Annotated in this window: 25 protein-coding genes; 14 read left to right on the top strand and 11 right to left on the bottom strand. The window is 42.0% G+C overall.

The annotated features are described in order from the left end of the window. Positions 1–69 precede the first annotated feature (69 nt). Complete coding sequence (locus tag FS806_RS22700; protein WP_186328497.1) at positions 70–393, bottom strand: sigma-70 family RNA polymerase sigma factor; 324 nt, start codon at positions 391–393, stop codon at positions 70–72. An 832-nt stretch (positions 394–1,225) separates the two neighbouring features. Here FS806_RS22700 and FS806_RS22695 point away from each other — a divergent pair. From FS806_RS22695 to FS806_RS22685, 3 genes are all read left to right on the top strand, one after another. Next, complete coding sequence (locus FS806_RS22695) at positions 1,226–1,468, top strand: SDR family NAD(P)-dependent oxidoreductase (RefSeq protein WP_186328496.1); 243 nt, start codon at positions 1,226–1,228, stop codon at positions 1,466–1,468. Continuing rightward, on the top strand, positions 1,465–1,707 hold the full coding sequence (locus tag FS806_RS22690) for an SDR family NAD(P)-dependent oxidoreductase (protein WP_144941255.1): 243 nt from the start codon (positions 1,465–1,467) through the stop codon (positions 1,705–1,707). Before FS806_RS22695 ends, FS806_RS22690 begins: the two co-directional genes overlap by 4 nt. A gap of 377 nt (positions 1,708–2,084) precedes the next feature. After that, positions 2,085–2,654: a hypothetical protein gene (locus FS806_RS22685; RefSeq protein ID WP_144941253.1), complete on the top strand. Its 570-nt coding sequence runs from the start codon at positions 2,085–2,087 to the stop codon at positions 2,652–2,654. Between the two features lie 45 nt (positions 2,655–2,699). Here FS806_RS22685 and FS806_RS22680 read toward each other — a convergent pair whose 3' ends face one another. The 3 genes from FS806_RS22680 to FS806_RS22665 all read right to left on the bottom strand — a co-directional run bounded on the left by FS806_RS22680 (position 2,700) and on the right by FS806_RS22665 (position 5,667). Continuing rightward, positions 2,700–3,338 (bottom strand): hypothetical protein, encoded by a 639-nt coding sequence (locus FS806_RS22680; RefSeq protein ID WP_144941251.1) that lies wholly within the window; start codon positions 3,336–3,338, stop codon positions 2,700–2,702. Positions 3,339–4,206: 868 nt separating this feature from the next. Beyond that, positions 4,207–4,944, bottom strand: coding sequence for a hypothetical protein (locus FS806_RS22670; RefSeq protein WP_144941249.1), 738 nt, complete (start codon positions 4,942–4,944; stop codon positions 4,207–4,209). Between the two features lie 51 nt (positions 4,945–4,995). Beyond that, the gene (locus tag FS806_RS22665) at positions 4,996–5,667 is read right to left on the bottom strand and encodes a DUF1906 domain-containing protein (RefSeq protein ID WP_186328495.1); all 672 of its coding nucleotides are present in this window, start codon (positions 5,665–5,667) and stop codon (positions 4,996–4,998) included. A gap of 187 nt (positions 5,668–5,854) precedes the next feature. On the opposite strand from FS806_RS22665, the gene FS806_RS22660 reads away from it, so the two are divergent. The 4 genes from FS806_RS22660 to FS806_RS22645 all read left to right on the top strand — a co-directional run bounded on the left by FS806_RS22660 (position 5,855) and on the right by FS806_RS22645 (position 9,054). Beyond that, positions 5,855–6,508: a hypothetical protein gene (locus FS806_RS22660; protein WP_144941245.1), complete on the top strand. Its 654-nt coding sequence runs from the start codon at positions 5,855–5,857 to the stop codon at positions 6,506–6,508. Between the two features lie 805 nt (positions 6,509–7,313). After that, a complete protein-coding gene (locus FS806_RS22655; protein WP_144941243.1) occupies positions 7,314–7,772 on the top strand; it encodes a hypothetical protein in 459 nt (152 codons plus the stop codon). A 593-nt stretch (positions 7,773–8,365) separates the two neighbouring features. After that, complete coding sequence (locus FS806_RS22650; protein ID WP_144941241.1) at positions 8,366–8,575, top strand: hypothetical protein; 210 nt, start codon at positions 8,366–8,368, stop codon at positions 8,573–8,575. Between the two features lie 104 nt (positions 8,576–8,679). Beyond that, on the top strand, positions 8,680–9,054 hold the full coding sequence (locus tag FS806_RS22645; protein WP_144941239.1) for a hypothetical protein: 375 nt from the start codon (positions 8,680–8,682) through the stop codon (positions 9,052–9,054). Between the two features lie 732 nt (positions 9,055–9,786). Here the strand turns inward: FS806_RS22645 and FS806_RS27155 are convergent. Next, positions 9,787–10,014, bottom strand: coding sequence for a YvrJ family protein (locus FS806_RS27155; RefSeq protein WP_144941237.1), 228 nt, complete (start codon positions 10,012–10,014; stop codon positions 9,787–9,789). Positions 10,015–10,133: 119 nt separating this feature from the next. Beyond that, on the bottom strand, positions 10,134–10,370 hold the full coding sequence (locus FS806_RS25945) for a hypothetical protein (RefSeq protein ID WP_186328494.1): 237 nt from the start codon (positions 10,368–10,370) through the stop codon (positions 10,134–10,136). 347 nt (positions 10,371–10,717) lie between these two features. Here FS806_RS25945 and FS806_RS22635 point away from each other — a divergent pair, with 347 nt between their 5' ends. The 3 genes from FS806_RS22635 (at position 10,718) to FS806_RS22625 (ending at position 13,741) form a co-directional block, all read left to right on the top strand. Then, the gene (locus FS806_RS22635; protein WP_144941235.1) at positions 10,718–11,329 is read left to right on the top strand and encodes a hypothetical protein; all 612 of its coding nucleotides are present in this window, start codon (positions 10,718–10,720) and stop codon (positions 11,327–11,329) included. An 84-nt stretch (positions 11,330–11,413) separates the two neighbouring features. Beyond that, positions 11,414–12,487, top strand: a complete 1,074-nt coding sequence (locus FS806_RS22630) for a hypothetical protein (protein WP_144941233.1) — start codon at positions 11,414–11,416, stop codon at positions 12,485–12,487. A 582-nt stretch (positions 12,488–13,069) separates the two neighbouring features. After that, positions 13,070–13,741: a hypothetical protein gene (locus tag FS806_RS22625; RefSeq protein ID WP_144941231.1), complete on the top strand. Its 672-nt coding sequence runs from the start codon at positions 13,070–13,072 to the stop codon at positions 13,739–13,741. Positions 13,742–13,992: 251 nt separating this feature from the next. On the opposite strand, the gene FS806_RS27150 is transcribed toward FS806_RS22625, so the two are convergent. Further along, positions 13,993–14,130 (bottom strand): M56 family metallopeptidase, encoded by a 138-nt coding sequence (locus FS806_RS27150; protein ID WP_186328493.1) that lies wholly within the window; start codon positions 14,128–14,130, stop codon positions 13,993–13,995. Positions 14,131–14,150: 20 nt separating this feature from the next. Here FS806_RS27150 and FS806_RS22615 point away from each other — a divergent pair, with 20 nt between their 5' ends. Next, on the top strand, positions 14,151–14,354 hold the full coding sequence (locus FS806_RS22615) for a hypothetical protein (RefSeq protein WP_144941229.1): 204 nt from the start codon (positions 14,151–14,153) through the stop codon (positions 14,352–14,354). Positions 14,355–14,957: 603 nt separating this feature from the next. On the opposite strand, the gene FS806_RS22610 is transcribed toward FS806_RS22615, so the two are convergent. Continuing rightward, positions 14,958–15,377: a lysozyme family protein gene (locus FS806_RS22610; RefSeq protein ID WP_144941227.1), complete on the bottom strand. Its 420-nt coding sequence runs from the start codon at positions 15,375–15,377 to the stop codon at positions 14,958–14,960. An 807-nt stretch (positions 15,378–16,184) separates the two neighbouring features. Here FS806_RS22610 and FS806_RS22605 point away from each other — a divergent pair. Further along, positions 16,185–16,928 (top strand): hypothetical protein, encoded by a 744-nt coding sequence (locus FS806_RS22605; protein ID WP_144941225.1) that lies wholly within the window; start codon positions 16,185–16,187, stop codon positions 16,926–16,928. A gap of 33 nt (positions 16,929–16,961) precedes the next feature. On the opposite strand, the gene FS806_RS22600 is transcribed toward FS806_RS22605, so the two are convergent. Then, on the bottom strand, positions 16,962–17,720 hold the full coding sequence (locus FS806_RS22600) for a hypothetical protein (RefSeq protein WP_144941223.1): 759 nt from the start codon (positions 17,718–17,720) through the stop codon (positions 16,962–16,964). A gap of 418 nt (positions 17,721–18,138) precedes the next feature. Here FS806_RS22600 and FS806_RS22595 point away from each other — a divergent pair, with 418 nt between their 5' ends. Continuing rightward, positions 18,139–18,771 (top strand): glycoside hydrolase domain-containing protein, encoded by a 633-nt coding sequence (locus tag FS806_RS22595; protein WP_186328492.1) that lies wholly within the window; start codon positions 18,139–18,141, stop codon positions 18,769–18,771. 59 nt (positions 18,772–18,830) lie between these two features. Here the strand turns inward: FS806_RS22595 and FS806_RS22590 are convergent, their stop codons facing one another. Both FS806_RS22590 and FS806_RS22585 read right to left on the bottom strand, forming a co-directional pair. Next, positions 18,831–20,648, bottom strand: coding sequence for a M56 family metallopeptidase (locus FS806_RS22590; RefSeq protein ID WP_144941219.1), 1,818 nt, complete (start codon positions 20,646–20,648; stop codon positions 18,831–18,833). A gap of 2 nt (positions 20,649–20,650) precedes the next feature. Then, positions 20,651–21,037: a BlaI/MecI/CopY family transcriptional regulator gene (locus FS806_RS22585; protein ID WP_144941217.1), complete on the bottom strand. Its 387-nt coding sequence runs from the start codon at positions 21,035–21,037 to the stop codon at positions 20,651–20,653. Positions 21,038–21,261: 224 nt separating this feature from the next. Here FS806_RS22585 and FS806_RS22580 point away from each other — a divergent pair, with 224 nt between their 5' ends. Then, positions 21,262–21,855: a hypothetical protein gene (locus FS806_RS22580; protein WP_144941215.1), complete on the top strand. Its 594-nt coding sequence runs from the start codon at positions 21,262–21,264 to the stop codon at positions 21,853–21,855. Positions 21,856–21,913 lie beyond the last annotated feature (58 nt).

The following is a 21,913-nucleotide window of genomic DNA, read 5'->3' as shown; positions in this document are numbered from 1 at the left end:
GCCTCCCACAGGCAACAAGGTTTTACCTATAGGTATTAGACATTTGTTTCCAAAATCCTTTAGTGCCATTTATATAGTTACGCCAAACAAATTGGCTATTTCTTTGTCGGTCCTTTCCCCATAGAATTTCAGGTACAGTAGTTTTCTTTCGGAAGGACTTAAGCTTTGCATTGCCTGTGACAGGCTTAAACGTTTTTCGACATGAATAAAAGGGCATACAATTATTTTGCAAGTAAAACCTACCTCGGGAACATTTTCATCATATGGTACCAATCGCTGGTATTCCCGGTTAAGTCTTCTGAAATAATCACGGCTAGCACGACTAAGGCATGAGTTAACATAACGACTAAATCCTTTTTCAAATGCGATTATAGTGCTACTCTTTTTTTCCATAATGTTACACCTCCTCATTAAGTAAATGGGAAGCTGTCCATATAAAAGCAACCTCCTGTCAAATTTTTTCTAATAATAGATATTTCGGATAATACATTAACTAGATTTATTTTTTTAATTTGATGCTTAAAGAAAAGTCAAAATTAGGGGCAGTAAAAAATAAAAGCCCTTCCGTATGGAGGGCTCAGGCTGTCGAGAAACCCCCATCCTGAAATTCGGGGATTGGGCAGAAAAAATTTGACCTTCTGGAATCGCTCCTAACGCGTTTTACGAGGGTGGGGAGACATATTTGTACCCCCTAAAATCAAGCGAGAAGTCCCCTTTTTTTCGGAAGGGGACTTTCTCTACACTCTGAGCCCTTCCGTATGGAGGGCTGTTTTAGTTGTATTCCTAGCGTGGGCGTTGTAGTAAGTCCCGAATGGGGACTGGTTGTCAATGCCGGAAATAATTTGACCCACTAGCGCAGGGATAATTTTGACCACCTGTGCGCTTCGACAGGGTACCCTTTTTCTCGCAGCTTCCTCTTTCTATGCCATCGCTCACACAACTGTTAAGCATCATTAGGCTTAGTATGGTACTTCCGATAATGAACGGTATACTCCAACGTATGTTAAGCGCTTCTATCTAAGGTTGTCCTGTGACCGCAAAACGAAATGAAAAGAATAGGACGACAATCCAGCCAAAAAATATCTACTCTTAGTATCATCTTTAACATGTTGAGTATTCTCCTCTGATTTTTTGCTGGCACTTTATAATACTATTCCAAAAAATCTTATAGTCTATGCAGCGGCCAGACAGTCGTCATGACAGCGAGGGCGAGAGGGGGCGAGGAATGTTGCATTCCGTATCGAGGTCTGTACTGATACCGACCGCCGTCCGCTTGGCGGCAGGAGGAGAGGGGGTCATTCTGGTCGGCAGACGCAGGGAAAAGCTGGTGAAAGTCGCCTGGCTCATTGAGCAGGTGGGAGGCCGGGCGCATGTTTTTCCGGCGGATGTAACGAACGGGGAAGAGGTCCACAAGCTGCGGGATCAGGTTGTGGACCAAACGGGGTGGAGCGTACAGCTCCATTCATGACATGGAGTATTTGGTATGGGAATTATACCCTGCGGCTTAACTTGTACTGCCCCTTCTTGGTGACCCAAGTTTTTCTCCCGGCTATGCGGGAGCAACGGTACGGCCGGATTGATTCGATTACTTCGACGATGGCTAATTTTGTGTTCGAGGGATTGGGAGATTATTCGGCTGCCAAAGCGGGTCTGGAAGGCTTGATGAGTACGGGGCCCTTGAGGAAGCCAAGCACGGGATACTCATGAACCTGTTCAACTAAGCAGCTCTTATCGGTTGCTTCTTAAACTGGGGCGTTCCTGACATCGTATGCCTGAGGGAAAATCGACTACTGCATTAGAGAAAACCGCATTAGGGGGGTTCTCCTTGATGCTCATTCTAATGTAAAGAACAAGCTAACTGGTTTATATAACTGGGAGTAAGTTGAATCATCAGTAACTATTCGACGATGAATATTTGCTAAAATTTATATTGCGTAACGTAACGCTATATTATATAATATAACTAAGGAGCTTAGGAGAAAATTGGTGCTGACGGGATAACACCCAATTGACTCCTTTATCCCAGGCTTCCCCAAAACTGTTTTTGTACGATTCAAAATTTGTTTTTTAGGGAGGATACGCTTATGCCACATAAACTATCGTCTACACATTTAATCAACCAAGGTGATACTTCTATTAAGTATCCAGGCACTGAGACTTCTGCTTTTACTGACAAGAACTTTTACAAAAATTGCGGTAAAACGGGCGCAAGCGGAGACATCAAGACATTTGGATGTGCAATTTGCTCTTTAGCCATGTTTATCCTGTACAAAGGCGGTTTGACCAACAACAATGACAATACCTATAATGCCGTTGTGGAGGCAACTAAAAAAGGTACAAACAACGATGCTGATTTTACGGCAAAGGGTTTCACAGCAAAAATGGAAAATAAGGACATCGAAGTAGCAATTGATAAAATAGCTGACATTTCTGCTGAAGTCCAGAACGGAAATATCTGCATGGTAAAACTTGAGGAAGGAAAGAACATGCATTTTGTAATCGTGGACGGATGGAATTCCTCGGCTTCGGGTTTTGACAGATATCTTGTTGCCGATCCCGACGGCGGCACTCAGAAAACGCTAGCTGATACAATGAAAAAAAGAGGATTTACGGTTGATGCTAAAGTCATTACTGGAAAATATAAACTTAGCTAATATATTAGCCGAGGACAGGATATCCTGCCCTCGGCTTTCTGCTAATTAGTCATCAAGTCGTGATGCCAGCAGCCATTTACCATCTACATATTCAATTCTTACGGTCAAAGGATCAGAGGGATCATCAAGGACAGTTTTATCTAACTCAATTTCTACAACATTATCTTTTTGTCCTTTTAGCCTGGCGGTATCAACTAGGAATTCTATTGGCCAACCGTGTCCTCCATTATTCGTGTCTACATAAAGCTTCCCTTCATAATCCCTATAAAGAGGACGGTCTCCTTTATCCGACGTCAGGTAACGAGAATAAAATACTGTTTGAGCCATATCTTTTGTAAATACTTCCTCTACCGCTTTTTTCAAATCCGCTACCGATTTGACATTTTCGTCAATAACAAGAGCATACCCATCTTCACCTGGAATCGTTTTCGTCTCATCGCTTTTGAACCATCCAGATCCGTTAAACATTCCATATAAACTTTCTGCCTTCGGTATAAGCTCGTTGAGAATATCTTTTGCTTCTTTGTCAGTGAGATTGACCGAAGAGCTTTCTATAGCATTCGTTTTTGTTGCTTCAGTTGGACTACCCATGCCACTCTCACAACCAACAAGTAAAACAGAGAATGCCAAAAACAAAAAAAATCCACTCATTAGCCTTTTCATAAAAACCACCTTTATTTTCATTTTAGTAAATCCTTATTTTAGACATAATGAAAATCGTATCTGTTTCGCTTTTGCAACAATATTTAAAACATTCAATAAAACCACTTAATCATGCATCTATTGAATCCTTGTTCGAAGCCGAAAGGCAATTTCTTTCCCTGTGGTTTGATCTATCCGTCTTGAATTATCCAGGCTCTGATTCGTAATTAGCGATTCTAAGCACAGTAATGTTCCTAATTGTGTAATGACTTTAATTATACGTTTGTATAATAAAAAAGCAAGGGATTTTTATCCTTGTGAGAAGAAAATTACGGATAGAGCTCTCTCATTTAAATCCGGCTTAAATCCGTTTCAGCCGGAAAATTGGTGTACGCCCAGCATGGGCGTAGGGTGAAAGTCCCGAACAGAGGTTGGCGAGCGCCTACCGTTAGCCAAGGGCAAGGGTGTCGGTCGCGAGGCCGAATCTGGAGGAAGCCGGAGGCAAATGCACGGGTCAAGGTACACGAACCCAATTTGAGGCAGGGTTGGTCGGATGAGTTGCCATCACACAACGAAATCCAAAGCCGCCAAGGGCTAGTCTGTAAGCTTGGGTGGTCACGGGCAGATAGATGTGAATGAACAAATTATCAAATGAGATATAGAGGTAGCCAAACGGTTAGACCTTTTCAGCAGGACTTGGATCGGTTGGACACGATTCCAGGAATTTCAGCGCTGCACAGATCATAGCCGAAATTGGAACCGACGTCGGTTCCATATAGCATTTGGGTTGAGTAACAAAACAGGGAGAAATATTTTATATCATTGCTTCTATCGTAATTACTATGAATTGCTGTTTAAAAACCATCCAGCCCGTTATAGACTGGATGGTTTTTGTGTGAAGAGCGGAACATTAGGTGAATCTCCAGCAGGCATTTTGAACTTCACCCGATGCCCCAAGTTGGCTCATCATGTTAGGGCTAATATCAATAATCGCGCCTTTCATCACAAGAGGATCTTTATTGCAGTCAGTACCGCATTTTTCGCAACGTTTTTTATCATAGTAATCAGGTTTTTGTGCACGCGGGACATCTCCTGTATTCCAATAGTAGTCGGATCCGCAGCGATCCGCATCAAAGTATGGCCCTACATCCCAGATTTGCCCAACCGAAGTCTTTTTATTTCCTGGATTAAATAATACGACACTTTTTTTGCAAAGTCCGTAACCGGGCAATGCCACATAGTTTGCGGGCGGCGCTCCATGGCCTGTTCCCTGGCAATATGATGCGGAGCCGGCGTTAAAAACAGTTGCCCGTCCTTGGAACCAAACCCCAACACTAATGGAAGCAGATCTTCCGGCAGAATCAGCAACCGTAATTTTTCGTCCGGAATTTTGGTCATAGACCGATGAAATCGTTGCAGAAGTCGATCCTCTTCCATTCGATAGATAAACGGAGCCAATCGTAAAGGCACGGTCATTGGTTGGAGAATTTGCATAGATTGTAACCCAACCGTTGTAATTCGTGTCTAAACGTCCTCCATCGATGGCCTCTACAGTAACGGTAAAAGCTTGGCGTGAGATCACACTACCCGAATAATAACTTTCACCAGAAACGGCTTTTCCAACATAAACGCTAAGAGCTGTTGCCATTCAAGACACTCCTTTCATTAGTGAAAAACACTATTTTAGTAAAGTGGGAGTTTAACCCGCAGCATACCATCCGCCATACGATGCAACGCCATCGGAATCGTCAATATCATTTTTGTCAATGCTGCCAACATTGTTTGAACCGCTACTGCAAGGCGTATAAGGTTGGTCATGATCATATTGGTAGATATGTGCACCGGAATCTACTTGACCTTGGCTAAAACTACGGGTTTGCCATTTAAATACGACATCGGGAACATTGGAGTAAATATAACGAATAGTGTTATAGCCTCCGTAAACCCCGATCTTATAGTTGGATTTCCCTTGATTAGCTAAGTCACGCATATACTGCTGGACACCTTCAAAATAGGGTTTTACATAGTTTTGAAGATCTGTTGGTTGTGCATCATAATCAACACCAAAATAAATAGCCGAGTAATGGGGTTGCCCCGCATCTTCTGCCTGACTGACGGCATTCTTTGCGGCTTCGTATCCTTTGTTGTAACTAAAATCCTCATTCTTATTATTGGAAAGTTGATATACTGTCCAAATTTCCAATCCATGCTGTGCAAGCCGCAATGCCTCTTGTGCAGTGAGCTGTTTCCAAGACGTTCCATAATATCGTCCTACAGCGCGAACGCCGTTATTAAACAAACACCATAAAGCATCGCTATCCGAAGATCCGAACGGTGCAGCACGGTCAATACCAAAAGCATTTCTAGCCATACTAAAACCTCCTTCGTAATATAGCGTAATATTACGCATTATAAGGGCCCTTGAGCACACGGTATCATATAGCGTAACGTAACGCAATATAACATTGTATTTTTTGCAAAGAAAAAGTTAATCTTTTATGATTAAGGAAATAATTTGTTTATTCGGAAAAACAATATTTAAGAAAGGAGTGGAAAGGTTGAAGAATATATTACTTGCCTTTCTGATGTTTTTTTTATTTTTGGCTGGGTGTTCATCGAATACTGATCCTCAAAAAGACGATAGCCAGACTGTACCGCCTGCAACTCCTAATCCAATAAATAATGAAACTGAGCCGCAGACTCCCCCTGTAAGTTCTCCTGAAAGTCAACCAATGGAAGAGCTAAACCCATTAGAAAGTCAAGCACCAGAGGATGAACAACCGAGTCTGCCGGAAGATGGAAGTGATTTGTGGGAGAGAGATAAATGGGATAAGATGGGTATGCCTAACGCTGACATTATTGGAATCGTTAAAGAAGTTGATGTTCAAGATGGGTATCTAGTTAGCTTAACCGTTGAAGTTGAACAACAAATAACGGATTTTGGTAGTATTCAAGAGGGGGATAGTTTAACTATTCTTTATTACGATGAATTACCGGATGGCTTTGTTCCGGCTGTCAACGACCGTATTAAAACATTATTAAACCACTATATAACGGGAGCGGGAAGAAAAATCGAATGGGGAGGATTCACATACGACCTTTGTTATGAGAAAGATGGGAAAATTGTCAATGTATTTGGAAGAGTGTTTGTAGACAAGACATTCGATGAGTATGTCAAAAGTCAAAAGCAGCCCTTATCGGCTGCCTCTTAAACTGAGGTGTTCCTAGGCATCATATATCCGAGGGAACCGACTATAGCACAAATAAAGAAAACCGCCGAACCGGGCGGTTTTCCCATTGATTGCTCATGTTTTGTAGAACAAGCTAACTGGTCTACAAAGCTAGGAGTAACTTGGATCATCAGTAGCTTTTGGAGGTGATCATTTGTTAAATTTATATCGCGTAACGATACGCAGTACAATGCAATATATCCATAATTCTCAATATAACAAAACGTAACGTAACGAAATAATTAATTCTTTGCCATAGAAAAGTGGCTCAAAACCATAATCAGTGCTTGAAAGAAATCCGTGGCTCCATAATAACTATATAACGGGTAAAGGATTGGGTTGAACATATTGGTTTTGATGCTGGGCCATCCGATCATGCACTGCTCTTTATGAAGCAGGATGTGGCGGGGGAACACTTCACTCCAACGTTGCGGCGGAGTATGGGGCAAACAAAATGCATGTTGTTACGAAACCTGGAAACGTTATTCGGGCAAAACGGCTCTTTTCCATTTTCTTACGAAACTCCATATCGCTATTGACCAAAAAAGAAGGCCATGGAGCAGAATTTCGCCCAAATAACGATGGTGAGTTTCGTTATATTTGAAACGGCATCGTTTTTAAGTCAATAACGTTACCCAGATTCGTTAGCGAGATTGAAACCGGACGGGAGCCGGGCAGATGACCCGTTAGCCCCCCATGCCAGACTGCACCACCTGCAGCGTCTAAGTCACCAACAAATGAAAGTGAGCCAACGACTCCCCCTATAAGCTCGCCGGAAAGTCAACCAGTGAATCAGCCAAGTCCATCGGAAAGTCAACCGCCAGAGGATGAACAACCGAGTCCACCAGAGGATGGAAGTGATTTATGGGAGAGAGATAAATGGGATAAGATGGGTCTTCCTAATGGGGATCTTATCGGAATAGTTAAAGGGGTTGATATTCAAGATGGGTATCTCATTAGCTTGACCGTTGAGGTTGAGCAGCAAATAACAGATTTTGGTACTATCCATGATGGGGATACTTTAACTATTCTTTACTATGGAGAATTACCAGAAAATAAAATCCCGGCTGTCAACGACCGTATTAAAACATTATTAAACCACTATATAACAGGTGCCGGGAGAAAGATTGAATGGGGAGGATTTGTTTCCGACATTGTTTATGAGGAGAATGGGAAAATGGTTAACATATTTGGGGAAGAGTTCAGGGATATGACATTTAATGAGTATGTCGAGAGCGTAAAATAATGAGATCAACGAAAGCAGCCCTTATCGGCTGCTTCTCAATCTGGGGTATTTTGGCATCGTATGCCCGAGAGAACCGATTATCACATTAGAGGAAACTGCCGATATTGGGAGGAATGGGAATGGGACGAAAGGAATAACAATAGAATCGATAGAAGTTATGAATAAACAGCTTCATGGGGCAGATAGTGTACGCGTCACTAAAGCCCCTCAGTTTAAAGTAAGTCAAAAACCGGACTCGAACCCTCAAATGTACAAATATAGTAATCAGAACCTTATTTCCATCCCTTAACGGAGATTCAAATTTTTGTGGCAGGAATGGCCAATATTGAAGCTTACCGCCGTAAAATAGCAGTAAGCTTTTTAAAATTTTTTGGATAAGAGTGGAGTATTGTACTTCAATAAGTTCACCTGGAAAGTCAATCGCCAAGGCTATTATCGAACAGACGAATTATCTGACTATACAGATATAGGCAACTTCCATCATTCGTGGCAACTCGCCTTCACTCGACAAAAAAATTGTCCTTTTAATCAAATATATGCTTTTATAACACAGAAAATGTGTTATAATGATAGTAATAGTAAGGAGGATTTAGATGTCGTCAGAAGATAAAACGCCTAGACTTACCGTTTATTTTCCTGAGTCGGTAAAATTTCAATTGCAGCAAATGGCTAAAGAAACCGGATTTTCACAAACTCAACTTGTCGTTTTGGCAACTCACGGACTATTGGCAAATTACCGAATCAATGGGAGTGCCATTTTTGCTGAGCTGCTTAATGTAAAATCAAATACAAAGAACGAATAATAAACAACGTCTAAAAAAAAAACAGTAAGCTCATCATAAACCACGCAAATGTATATTGTGTAATGGTACGAAACACTATATAATACAAAATTGGAGGTGCAGACGTGAAATATTCAATTAATTTATTCGGTTATCACACAGAATGTCAATTATCGGTAGAACATGGAAAACTGATGTTGGACATCAGCGATGAGGAACAAAAAGCGCTGGAAGCTTATCTTACTCGGGTTCTACCAAGGTATGGAAAAGACCCAACGGGTTCAACACTGGCTGAAATGATTAATCAAGCGATTGAGGCAGAAAAGCAGGTAAGTGGCCACATGAGCGAGCCAAAGATTAAACTGCCTTACGAATTTATGCCAGAAATCAAAGAAAAGTTGATTGAGGCAGCCAATTTGCAAGACATGTCGGCCACGCAACTGCTTATTAAATTAATTGAGAAGAAATATCAAAGTGTAGTAATAGACCAGGAAGGGTGATTATTGATGGCATACGGAAACAAAGTGAAGTTCCATTATGATATACCAGTCTATATAAAGCAACAACTTGTAGAAACCGCAAAGAAGTTGAATATGACGGCAACGGAATTACTGTCGAGGACTATCGAAGAGGAATACATCCGAGTTACCAAGGATAAGAAAAATAAACAATCTTAGCAGGTTAAGCCTGTTTCCACAGAAAATTGCGAAAGTAAATGAACCGTTTTCAACGATATGCTTTCGTAGCGGTACTGGTCTACAGTCCGATCAACAGGATCGGTAAAAAAGCAATGGCATACGGTATATTCATCGGCTACATTCTGCTCAAGCAACAAAAAATAAAACTCTCCATCGTTTTCAATAACTCTGTAAAGAACTTGGTGTGGACATCATCTACCTGGAGGATCTCCGATATGGCCTTTCGGAGATTAGCTCCCAATTTGTCTAAAAATGGTTTCATGTTTGGTTCAATGCATTGAAATGTTCCCATAGTCGAATCCCCCTCTCTCCTAATTAGAAAAATCTAGCATCAACATTATACCAAACATATGTTTGTGTGTTAAGAGAAAAAGAAACTAACCTTACATGTAATTACGCAAATAATTGGGAAATGTTTCAAATAAAATGTGACAACACTCAACAGTTTTTCAAAGAGTCATACCTCTTCCATTATATAACAATACGAGGCGTTACGCTATACTGTGTAGAAAAATCTTGGCGGAAAGCGCAAAATCATGACGTATTCTTTTTACCTTGGGATTTGCTCCCGGCGTCCCTCTCTTTTGTGGCCAGTTGATGGATTGCTGCGATTAAATCCTCCATCTTCTGGGCTAGCGTATCTAAACGCTTGTTGAATCCGTTTAACAGGCGATTAAGGAGGATTGCCGCGACGACAATAGGAAATCCAACATTTGCAATGAGTTGGGCGTACAAAGCCAACTCGGAGTCTCCGTGTATCATACAATTTATTCCCCTTTCATGAACTTGATTTAATATTTGCGATGCGTAAAACAAACGACATAATTTTGCGACGGCAGATTACGCAAATATTATGTCGTTCAAATTTGTCGTATCAGGGCTTAATGATCGCTGCAACGTATTATGGAAATTGGGTTGTGGCCACCTAGCGGATCGACATCATATAAACGAACATACAGCTTCCGCAATTCCTGTAGTTGACGAGATAATTCCAATCCGAATTGATAAAAGACCTCTTGGTCCTCGGCCGGCGCATCTTCACATAAGCAATTAGCATAGGAAACAACGGCGGCATGGACACTTTGGATACTTTTTAATAACTTTTCACGACAAACCATTAACAACCCTCCTTTCGTAGATAAACCATCCATTCATTTTTTTCAAAGCTTAATTTACAATTATAATAACATATTGCGTTACGTAACGAAATATGTTATGAGCAAAAATGTTTTGTTTCTAAGAATGTCTACGGTAATGTAACTGAAGGATAAAAATTTCTTGATTTTTCATTATACAAATGTATAATTAAATTCAATAGGAACATTGTTGTACTTAGATTCGTCTAATTATGGTAACAATCAATAAAAGGGGAGGGGAGTGGGAGGCTTTCCCTGAATCAAGGGAATTTGGTTGTTTGCAGGATTTCATTATAGACTTATAGGAGTGCACTATAAATGAATCGAAGATGGTTATTAGGTATGATGCTTGTTTTCACTCTTATAGTGGCCGCTGCATCTCTGCGGCTAATTACTCTGACGAAGGCCCAAAACAGTCTGTTCCAACCTCTGATCAAGCTAAACAGGAGAATAATTCCAATAAAGTCCGGCCGGTAACGGAAGATAAGACGGAACTTGGCAGCGTTACGATTTTAGAACTTGATCCAGGCTGGTTTGAAAAAAAGACGAGTGAAATCCCCGTTTACAGTAAAGGAGATATTACCCATTTTGAACAGGCGGAAGTCAATAGTTATAATGAGGGCCATAGTGTAACTTGGGGTGATCCTCTTGTTCGAACTCTTATAGGAATCTCCAATTTGATCCCTTACGATTATTTGCAAGATAAGGCCATCGATGAACAGTTGAGTAAAGGTCCTTACAAAGCAGGGGAAGAACGCAAAATAACGACCTCGAATGGCATCGTTTTTATACAGAAACAAAGAGACCCTGGAAAGACAAAAACGTCTGTTGTCGAAGTTCAAGTTCCCCAGTGGGGAACTTATCTGGTAACCCTGATGAACGGCCAGGATTCGGATATTCAGATCATTCATAAGATCGTTTTTACCAAGTCGGAAGGTTGATAAAAAGGAACCTTAAAAGCACGAAAATGTCAAGAAAGTCTCTGCTGTTATGATCATAAAAAATAAATTGGAGTGCATAGAGTAATGAAAGTACGAACGATATTAATAGGTCTGGCAATGGCTGTGACGTTAACCGGCTGTTCGACGCAAGCGGCCACTTTAGATTCCGGGATGCCGAACCAATCTCCTGCAAATCAAAGCACAAACGTGGACAATTCGATCAACTCGGACACGGTTCAAATATCAAGTGAGCAGGACAGGGGAACGGATTCATCGGCACAGCTCAAAAAGGAAGAAAAGAAGGTGCTTATGGAACCGATAACGCTGTATGAAGTGGATTCCAAGGAGTTTGCTAAGAAAACAAGTGAAATTCCGAGCTACTACAAAGGGGAAATCTCCTATGTAACGCAGGCCGAAATGGAGAGCTTTAATGAAGGTCATAGCGTAACTTTGGGAAGTCCGCTTGAGCGTACCATTATGGGGATTTCCAACCTCATTCCGAATGAATACCTGCCTGACCCAAGTATCGATCAGCAGCTTGCGAAGGAACAAGGGGGCACCCATCTGGATAAAACCGTCAAGATCACGACAGCAGGCGGTATAGTGTTTACAAAAAATCCTTATAACAAAGAAACGGAAAGTACAATTGTCGACGTGCAAGTGCCCGAGTGGGGAACGTACTCCGTCACTTGGAAAACGGGCCAAGGGTCGGGCATCGAGCTCATTCAAAAAATTGTTTTTACGAAGGCAGAGAACTTTAATGTCGAGTTGGTTGCCAAGCCACTTCTTCTTTATGCGATATCCGAAGATCTCCTGAAAAAAGACGTTTTGAAAATCCCGTATTATGGAATTGGCACCCTCGGACACGTCACAAATGAAGAAATTCAAAGTATCAATGAAGGCCATTCTCCTTGGAAAGCAACACCACTTCTAACGGCTGAATTCATGACAGCGAACCTGGTTCCGAAGCATGTAGATCCCAAAGAAGTATCTTATAGGGTTGTTCGTGTAGAACATGAGAATCAAGAAAATGAACTAACGATTGTAGAGGCTCAGGTGCCGAGTTGCGGGATCTACACGATTGCTTTGAATAATGCCGGTAAAGATAATAACACAATAAGTTTTATTACTCGAATTGAATTTAAGCCTACATCGTAAATAATAGAACAGGAACCAAGAAGTCCTTGGTTCCTGTTTCCTTTTAGGTAAACCGCCAAACACCATTTGTCAGCGGTACCGACTGCTCTTAACACAGAGGGAGCGACATCTAGGATTGCGCCGTTGACGGTGTAGTCCGGAGCACCCGCGTCACAACCGCACAAAGCGCATCGTTTTTCTCCTTCATGTTGTTGTGCCTGAAGAATAAAATTTCTTGATTTTTGATTATACAAATGTATAATTAAATTCAATAGGAACATTGCTGTACTTAGATTCGTCTAATTATGTTTTTACTCTTAATAATGGCCGCTGCATGCTCTGCGGCTAAGACTTCTGACGAAGGCCGAAAACAGTCTGTTCCAACCTCTGATCAAGCTAAACAGGAGGATAATTCCAATGAAGCCCAGTGGGGAACTTATCTGGTACCCCTGATGAACGGCCAGGATTCGGATATTCAGATCATTCAAAAGAGCGTTTTTACCAAGTCGGAAGGTTAATAAGAAGGAACCTTAAAAGCACGAAAATGTCAAGAAAGTCCTCTGCTGTTATGATCATAAAAAATAAATTGGAGTGCATAGAGTAATGAAGGTACGAACGATATTAACAGGGATCGCAATGGCTGTAGCATTAACCGGTTGTTCGACGCAAGCGGCCACTTTAGATTCCGCGATGCCGAACCAATCTCCTGCAAATCAAAGCACAAACGTGGACAATTCGATCAACTCGGACACGGTTCAAATCTCAAGTGAGCAGAACAGGGGAACGGATTTATCGGCACAGTTCAAAAAGGAAGAAAAGAAGGTGCTTATGGAACCGATAACGCTGTATGAAGTGGATTCCAAGGAGTTTGCCAAGAAAACAAGCGAAATACCAAGCTATCACAAAGGGAAGATAGAATATTGGACAGAAGACGTCGTTCAAAGTTTTAACGAAGGCCATAGTGTGACGTGGGGCGATCCCCTTGTTAGCACCTGCCTGCGAATTTCTAATCTCATTCCGTATGAGTATTTTTCTGACAGGTCGATTGATGATCAACTGAGTAACTTAAACAGGACGATCTATAAAACCGTTACTATAACGACTGCAAATGGCATTTCCTTTACGAAGAACCCTACTGACCCTAAAACCGGAACAACCATAGTTCAAGTGCAAGTTCCCGATTGGGGAACATATGTTGTCACCTGGAATCATGGTCAAGATTCGGACCTGCAAATCATTCAAAAGATTACCTTTCAACGGGAAACCAAACAATAGCCACAAATACCCCGGAGTAAGGGGAATGCTGCACCGTTCAAGGTGCAGCATTCTATCTTTTCATTACTTAAAACGCCAAGCCGCTGTAACTTCAGTAGAGCCGCCCAAAGAACTCATCATTTGAGGTCTAAGGATGCGTCATAAGCCCCTGATATGGCCCCTCCGTCTTTGCTAGATAAATAAATTGTCCGATTACTCCTTAATCGCAGGACAGGATAATAGGGAACGCCTTCTTTCCCGTTGAAGATAGGCTAGGCTTTGCCCCGTACCACTGTTTCACCACAGTACATTTCAATTTCACGACCGGCTTCTCGCACCATTAGCCACACAAACGGATTAAACCAATGGATCGCCTGAACAACAGAGTTGCAGCTTATACCCGATAACAAATCGATTATAAGAAACCATTATGGGGATTTCCAACCTCATTCCGAATGAATACCTGCCTGACCCAAGTATCGATCAACAGCTTGCCAAGGAGCAAGGGGGCACCCATCTGGATAAAACCGTTAAGATCACGACAGCAAGCGGTGGTTTGCTTTGGCGACCGCAACAGCTATTCAAAACCAACCCGGACGCCACGTTTATGCGCATGAAGGAAGATCACATGTAAAATGGGCAATAGAAGCATTACAATGTGCAAATGGCGACAGAAAACCAGTTCGTTTTATTTTACAGTATTCGCCAGTGTCCCACCGATACTCGTTGCTTCATCCCGCATATGGAGCGATTGGCCGCGTCTTCATTACCGATGCCCAAAACGGTGATTGTGGATGCGGGCTATGGTAGCGAAGAGAACTATTTGTATGCACATGGGCAAAGAAAAATATCCCTGTTTTAATTTTCTCATTCCTTATGGCAGGTACATGAAAGAGAAAACACGTCGTACAAGAAGGACATCCGACATGCCTCAAACTGGACGTATGAAGAGCAAGATGACCGGTTTATTTGCCCGAATGGCCAATACGCTCTCTATAAGTAATACCAAACGAAGAAAAACGCATCGGGTTTGGAGGAAAGCTTCAAAATATATGAGTATGAAGATTGCAGGGATTATCCACTCAAGGCAAGCTACTTCCAGGCCAAGGGGAACCGCTAGGTACATTGGAATACAATCTGAGAGTTAAATGCATAGGTCAAAAGACCCTTGAGGATAACGAGAAATCCGCGACCTATGCTCACTGTAAAGTCGAGGTAGAAAGCTTGTTTGGTTACATCAAGGGCAGTCAGCAGCGGATTTCAAACTATCCGTTTTATCCAAGGCTGAACTCAGATGATAACCCAGGATGTCAAAGCTCAATCTAACGGCCCCAGAAGACGTAGTAATAAGTTTTCCTTCGCCAATAAGGTCGTCCATGGTATACTTGGTACCTTTAAGGCAGTTATAGGCATTCAAATGAGCCTTATCGATTTGAACAATACCATAAGTTGTTCCGCTTGGATCGATCGCGGAGTAGTCTCCATTTGTTTCGATAGAAGCAATAGCTAAAAAATCAACCGGGTTTAGTCCATGATTTTTTCCTGCCGTATTAGCTTGAGATAACCATTTTTGAATAGGCTTAGCAGTAACATTGTAAACATCCCGAGAGCCATATGAACAATCACAAGGGGGGCATTTCTGAAGAGATGCTGCCATAATTGATTCACTCCTCTTTATTACGTTACGTATAGTAACGAATTATATAGTGTCAAAAAAAGAACGGGATTCAGATTGATGAGGTATCCCGACCCCCTTGTTTCAATCTGATTCTTTTTTGATCTACGGCAATTATAACATGTAACGTAATGTTACGCAATATAAATTTGTCTTTATAATTTCTGTGTTTACCTTCCACCATATTCCCGTCAAACCGCCGCCAGCCGAAAACATTATTCCTTCAGCATGATCACAGGTTAGCCATCTACCCTGTACTGTTCCCCAATATCTGCAGAATCGTAACCCATACAACCAGAGCTTGTGGTGATCCCCTCTGATTAACGTCTTTATGCGAATTTTTTAGCCGACAGAGTAGTTAAGATCGTTCGGTTTTCTAGCAAGATCCCTGCGCCTCGAATCGGCTGTAGGAGATCCTTTCGTTTTTTAATTCCGAACATTACAGGCCAATAAAAGGTGCCGGATCGACGCGCCGCCCATTTACGAGTGTATTTCTAAGTACAAATTGTAACCCAGTGCTATTACCTGTAGAACTGCCCCCTATTCTCATGTGTCAATTTGATGATAATAATCAGGAGTAACTCCAACTACAATTTTCGATTTGCTTGCTTATAAAAGGTATTGTTTTAACGGATGGAGGGCAAGCTGATCAAAGGTTGGATGCTACTTTGCAGGTGTTATTTATGCTAGTTCAGTTCTCTAAACACTTTATAAACTCTTACGTTTAAGTATTGATTGCCTAATGAATTTATTATACACTTGTATAATATAAATTAGGAGGCTGGAAAAATGAATAGAACGCTAACCCTAATGTCCGCAGTAATTGTTCTAGCCAGCGGATTAACTGCTTGTTCAAATGAAACTACCCAAAAACTAACTCAACAAAATCAATCTTTTGTAGGGAATGATTCTTCTCATAATTCAGCAACGGATACATCCTTATTTTCTTATTCAAATGTAATAGATGACATAAAGCAAAAAACCAAAGTTCCAGTCATTGCACCCGACTTGTCAGAACCATTAGAGAATTTATATTATGGGATACAGTACAAAGCATCCGAGGATGAATATGCCCTGACAGTATATGCAACAGAAAAAAAGCTGGAAGTAAATAGCCCCGAGTTAAACAAACCGGGAAGTAGGGATATGGGAGGAATAAGTGGGTCAAAAACTAACCGACCTCTGAATTCCTTTCAGGAGATGGAAATACCTAAAAACCCCAAATCAATTACAATTGATTCCAATGTCTCTGCTTGGGTAGACTCTGATTATGATATTTTCGGATATATGGAATTTAACAATTGGAAAGTCAAAGTCACCCTAAATGGTGAATCAGCAACTAAGAAATTAACAGAAGTATACAATGTGTTGAAAAATAGCTCGTTAAAGGATTTTTCAAGTGGTCAAATTTTGTTATCAAGTAGAGATACATTTATGAGATGGCAAAGCGAAGATAAAAAGTATGAATATGATTTTGAGTGGAGAAGCAATTCGTTTTCTCATGCTTTTGAAATCATACAACCTGAAAAGTAAAAGGGGCTGACCAGTCGGACAGCCCCTTTCCTTTTACGTAAACCGCCAAACACCATTTGTCAGCGTTCCGCTTGCACCGACTGCACTTAACACAGAAGGAGCGACATCTAGGATTGCGCCGTTGACGGTGTAATCCGGAGCACCCGCATCACAACCGCACAAAGTGCATCGTTTTTCTCCTTCATGTTGTTGTGCCCAAGGGACGGTACCATTATTCCAGTACGGGTCTGAGCCGCAATTTTTGTAAGGTACCCATGGGCCCACATCATATACAACCGCGTTAGCAATTCGATTGTTGCTCTGGTTGGCTACAACAATGTTCTTACCGCAAAGGGCCCGGTTACTCGAAGGCAGTGCGGCATAGTTTGAAGGGTAATTGCTTCCGCAGGCAGGATTTCTACCTGCGGGAATAGTAAATTGAGTAATTTTGCCCTGAAACCATACCCCGACATTCATTGAAACCGTCTTTCCGTCATCGTCAACAAGGGTAATTTTGCGGAATGAGGACTCATTGTACACCGAAGATATCGTAGCACTAGCATAGGTAAAACCGGTGTCTCCTGCACTTCTGTACACGCCGCCGATTAGGAAAGCCGTGTCGCTTGAAGGGGAGTTGGCGTATATCCGGATATTCCCACGATAGTTAGAATCCACATAGCCGCCAGGGAGTCGGGGCTGAATGGTAATACCAAAAGATTGACGTGCAATGACGCTTGCCGGATGGTAGCTCTCTGCGGGCACTGCTTTGCTGATGGCCATCCACAAATAAGTTGAGGGGTTGTTGATTGGCATAGTAATCACTCCTTAATATAATATGTTACGTTACATTACGCAATATTGATTGTCATACTTTATTTAGGGAATTCAACGAACAAAGTGTTCCCTTCACCACGTTCGTCTACTTTTTATAAAGTAATGACACTTACATAATAACATGTTACGTAACGTTACGCAATATATTTTGCAAAAAATTTACTATGTTATATTGCGTAACGTAACGCTATATAATATAATGATAACAGAGCAGCTTCGAAGAACATTGGTGCTGGAGGGATACCATCCCATGTTTCTTCTCTATCCCAAGCTACGCTCTCAGATCCATTTGTACAATTCGGTATTAGGAAGGAACCGGACAACCTTACTGATATCGTTATGTCCAGGCAATTGTGCATGGATTACAAATAACGAAATAGGAAGGAAGGTTTCTCTTATGGCACTTGGTTGTGATACCGCAACAAAAGTTACTGCGGCAAGATTAAAGTCGATTAAAGAGAAGAAGTTCACGTTTATTGGTCGATACTTGAATCGCTTAGAGAGAATGCATGACGAGCTTACAGATGCCGAAGTAAAACGTATCTCCGACGAGGGATTGTACATTGTATCCCTTTATGAAAACGAGGGTGGTACAGATCCGGATTACTTTACTAAGGCCCAGGGTGTTAGCGATGCGGAGGATGCAGTGGAACTGGCAAGTGACTTGGGACAACCAAGGAACACACCCATTTACTTCGCAGTTGACACCGACATGACCACGAAGCAGATTAAAGATAAAGTTGTACCTTATTTCCAAGGGGTTAAGTCTGTTTTAGAAAACAGCAGAAAAAATCCCAATGGATATAAGATGGGGATATATGGATCAAGAGCAGTCTGCTCCTATATCCGCGGCACTTCTTCGGCTACGGAACGTTACACCTTTATAGTAGATAACAAGTGGCAAGGGACTTTCGATGATTGGAACCTGCGGCAATATAACTTTAACACCACGATTGGTTCCGGTAGCGGCAAAATTACTGTTGACTATGTTGAATCGTCTTCCCATGGGGGCGGAGGTTGGAAGAAATAATTCGCCCTCTGAATAGGCAGAAAAAGCGGCCATTCACGAAATGGCCGCCTCTTTCTTTATTAGCTTTTCAACTTGTCATAAGATTCATCGTATACCCATGTTAAACCACCGTCTTTGCTGGTTAGATAAATAGTTCCTATGTCTTCAAGTTCTTGATCTTTTACGGCAATGGGGAACAGTCCTTCTTTCCCGTTGAATATTGGTGAGAGAGGGTTCTTCCTATATTCGTCAAACTTTTCCGGAAGCGATACAGGGAGCCTTGCCCATGACTGTCCCCGATCTTTGGTCCAATAAATGACTGGCCCGTAGTCGGAATAATATCGGAAGCCTAAAAAGCCTATATCTTTGTCAGCAAAACCCGCAGCCGTCAAATGCTCCGAATAAACATCATTCGGGTTGCCTACCTCTTCCCATGTCTTCCCTCCATCCGAGGTCTGGAACACATAATTTAATGCGCTTCCTGCGCCGCGGGAGTGGCCGCTGACCATCCAACCATCCTTTTTCGACGTAAAACCGATGAATAACTCATTTCCCCTTGCGCCTTGAACTGTCGTATCGTTCCACGTTTTTCCCATGTCATCACTAATCAGAACATGGAGCGGTGATAATTTGTCGGGCTCGGGATTATACACGATCGCCGTTTTATCCTCGGAGATAAAAAAGCCGCTTTCGCTTATTCCTCTGTTCCTCGATTCCCTCGTCATATCTACTTTTAATGGTGTTTTCGCGGTAACTTCTCCATTCCGGTACGAGATGGAAACATTGCCCTCCGCATTGATTGAATACGAATGGCCTGCGTCATACGAGACAACTTGCTTCCCGTCGATGCTGGAATAGATCGTACCGGGTTTAAAGGATGCGCTGCTGCCGTTCGTAACGTTGGTGAAGGCGGCTAACATGCCAAATGTGAGGATAACGGTACAGAAAAGCGTAAGGCCGCTTCGTTTCTTGTTCATACTAAGGATGGACTTGAATCTTTGTTTCATTGTATGTTTCCCTCCCGCAAAGTTCGTGGATAACGCGGAAGGGCGTATGGGCTTATCTTGCATCGCCGATAAAATGGCTTCGCAGTACCTTTTACGATAGGTTAGGCTTTGCCCCCGGACCACTGTTTCATCACAGTACATTTCAATTTCTCGACCGGCTTCGCGCACCAATAGCCACACAAACGGATTAAACCAATGGATCGCCTGAACGATCAGGAGCAGCAGCTTATACCCGATATCAAATCGCTTATAATGAACCAGCTCATGCTTGACAATGAATTCGAGTTCTTCATCCGTATAGTTTTCATGCGGCAAAAATAGAACAGGTTTGAGAAAGCCCACCAGCATCGGATTGGGAACCTTTTCGCTTGTCAGTACAGCGATGGATGGCTTGACATTCATTTCCTTGAAGGCTTGCTCGATCGTGGCCGTCACGCTTTGGTTCAGGATGGGGCGGCTCCATCGCAGCGCTTGCTTTCTGAAAAGGAAGTAACCGATGAAGTGAAACAGCAGAAAAAGCACGAGTCCGGACATCCAGATGATAGAGAGAATGTCGAGAACAGATAGCATATGGCCTGAAGGCTCGACAGCATGACCAGGTAATTCGTTCTGCGTTGCTACAGGGGAGTTTTCTTGAGCATTTGAAGACGAATCCCCTTGGAAGACCGTTCCGATCATTGTATATTCAGGAACGTTAATTTGTACAAGACTAGTGGCAAACGAAAAGTGAAAGGGGAACAGCAAGCGTACAGCTACAATCATCCACACCCAGTATTTCCATCTGGCTGTATAGTTTTTGTGCAGCAGTGGAGACGCCAACTTTAAACCTAGTATAACAAGGCTCGTTGTAACAGAAATGATCAGAAAATCTGTAAACAGGCGTGTAAGCATTGCTATTCCTCCTTGGCCATTTGGTCAAGGAAATCGCGAAGTTCTGCAAGATCGCCTTTGTCGATGGCCTTCCCGTTGTACAGCGACATGACCATGTCTTGAATGGAGTTGTCATACAATTTTTCCAGTGTGGATTTTCCTTCGCTTTCCTTGTATTCCGTCTCCGAGATGACAGCGAAGTAACTATTGCTGCGTCCGATTTTTTCACAACAAAGAAATCCTTTGTCAACTAGCCGCGCCAATACGGTCATTAAAGTGGCTAACGCCCATTTTCTTTTATCCCGCAGTTGATCCAGGATGTAGGAAGAACTCACCTGTTTTCCGGCTCTCCAAATCACGAGCATGATCTCCAATTCTGCATCCGGCAATCGTTTGATTTTCCTGTCCATGGATCTTGACCTCTTTCCTATAGGATTGTGTATGAATTTAATTATACATTTGTATAATAAAAAAGCAAGTGCTTTTTATCCTTCGGTTATTAAAGACTTTTCTGCAGGGGATTATGTGCAGCGGGGTTTGAATTGGTCTGAAACCAAATAAGCATTCTGGGCTCTGTGCCTCTTTATGTTGAAAATATGAAATATACAAATGTATAATGAAACTTATATCCTAAATGAAGGTGATTGAAATGCAACCCCTATGGAGATTGTTAATCGGAGGTCTATTTATTGTTATACTTACGGCTTGCGGTTCAAAAGAGGCGGTAAATGAACAGCCTTCAAAGGAATATCTGGAATGGAAACAACAGGTTGAATCGTTATTAAAGGATAAACCTTATATCCTTCCAGCATATGATCCCCCAATTGGGCCGATTGAAATGGTGTACAATGAACTGTCACCCACAACCGTATCCTTTGACTTATATCGCTCGGATTCCTATGAAGTCTCTAATGAGCTTTCCGGGGTTCACACCCTTCATGATCTGTTTTATTCTTTTTCATGGGATAAAGAGGGGAAAGAGTTGAACGATTCCGGTGTCCTATACCGAATAAGGGAACAGGATGTTTTCAACGACAAGACTACGGAATATCGTAAAGAGGAATTGAATTCGCTTAAAGCTCCGGAACAAAGTAAGGACTTACAAGAAGTCATTGTTGCTTTTTTGAGTAAAAAGGGAGTTAGCTCTGCCCAAGTCGAAATCGTTCATTTAGAACGGGAAACGAAACTAGATTTTCAGTTTATGATTAAGGCTCAACATCAAAGTTAGTGCTTGACTTTATGTACCAAATCGTTCACGGTTACATTCGACCAGAAGTCCTTGTACG

Origin of the sequence: Paenibacillus sp. 32O-W, from assembly GCF_007679495.1 — a bacterium.
Taxonomy (GTDB): Bacteria; Bacillota; Bacilli; order Paenibacillales; family NBRC-103111; genus Paenibacillus_L; species Paenibacillus_L residui.
The sequence above is the reverse complement of the archived record's forward strand: the minus strand, read 5'-3'. Positions and strand labels throughout refer to the sequence as shown.

Bases quoted from the DNA above. Each gene is read 5' to 3' on its own strand.
- FS806_RS22700 (WP_186328497.1), bottom strand. From the start codon at position 393: ATGGAAAAAAAGAGTAGCACTATAATCGCATTTGAAAAAGGATTTAGT.
- FS806_RS22695 (WP_186328496.1), top strand. From the start codon at position 1,226: ATGTTGCATTCCGTATCGAGGTCTGTACTGATACCGACCGCCGTCCGC.
- FS806_RS22690 (WP_144941255.1), top strand. From the start codon at position 1,465: ATGACATGGAGTATTTGGTATGGGAATTATACCCTGCGGCTTAACTTG.
- FS806_RS22685 (WP_144941253.1), top strand. From the start codon at position 2,085: ATGCCACATAAACTATCGTCTACACATTTAATCAACCAAGGTGATACT.
- FS806_RS22680 (WP_144941251.1), bottom strand. From the start codon at position 3,338: ATGAAAATAAAGGTGGTTTTTATGAAAAGGCTAATGAGTGGATTTTTT.
- FS806_RS22670 (WP_144941249.1), bottom strand. From the start codon at position 4,944: ATGGCAACAGCTCTTAGCGTTTATGTTGGAAAAGCCGTTTCTGGTGAA.
- FS806_RS22665 (WP_186328495.1), bottom strand. From the start codon at position 5,667: ATGGCTAGAAATGCTTTTGGTATTGACCGTGCTGCACCGTTCGGATCT.
- FS806_RS22650 (WP_144941241.1), top strand. From the start codon at position 8,366: ATGTCGTCAGAAGATAAAACGCCTAGACTTACCGTTTATTTTCCTGAG.
- FS806_RS27155 (WP_144941237.1), bottom strand. From the start codon at position 10,014: ATGATACACGGAGACTCCGAGTTGGCTTTGTACGCCCAACTCATTGCA.
- FS806_RS25945 (WP_186328494.1), bottom strand. From the start codon at position 10,370: ATGGTTTGTCGTGAAAAGTTATTAAAAAGTATCCAAAGTGTCCATGCC.
- FS806_RS22635 (WP_144941235.1), top strand. From the start codon at position 10,718: ATGGTTATTAGGTATGATGCTTGTTTTCACTCTTATAGTGGCCGCTGC.
- FS806_RS22630 (WP_144941233.1), top strand. From the start codon at position 11,414: ATGAAAGTACGAACGATATTAATAGGTCTGGCAATGGCTGTGACGTTA.
- FS806_RS22625 (WP_144941231.1), top strand. From the start codon at position 13,070: ATGAAGGTACGAACGATATTAACAGGGATCGCAATGGCTGTAGCATTA.
- FS806_RS22615 (WP_144941229.1), top strand. From the start codon at position 14,151: ATGGGGATTTCCAACCTCATTCCGAATGAATACCTGCCTGACCCAAGT.
- FS806_RS22610 (WP_144941227.1), bottom strand. From the start codon at position 15,377: ATGGCAGCATCTCTTCAGAAATGCCCCCCTTGTGATTGTTCATATGGC.
- FS806_RS22605 (WP_144941225.1), top strand. From the start codon at position 16,185: ATGAATAGAACGCTAACCCTAATGTCCGCAGTAATTGTTCTAGCCAGC.
- FS806_RS22600 (WP_144941223.1), bottom strand. From the start codon at position 17,720: ATGCCAATCAACAACCCCTCAACTTATTTGTGGATGGCCATCAGCAAA.
- FS806_RS22595 (WP_186328492.1), top strand. From the start codon at position 18,139: ATGGCACTTGGTTGTGATACCGCAACAAAAGTTACTGCGGCAAGATTA.
- FS806_RS22590 (WP_144941219.1), bottom strand. From the start codon at position 20,648: ATGCTTACACGCCTGTTTACAGATTTTCTGATCATTTCTGTTACAACG.
- FS806_RS22585 (WP_144941217.1), bottom strand. From the start codon at position 21,037: ATGGACAGGAAAATCAAACGATTGCCGGATGCAGAATTGGAGATCATG.
- FS806_RS22580 (WP_144941215.1), top strand. From the start codon at position 21,262: ATGAAGGTGATTGAAATGCAACCCCTATGGAGATTGTTAATCGGAGGT.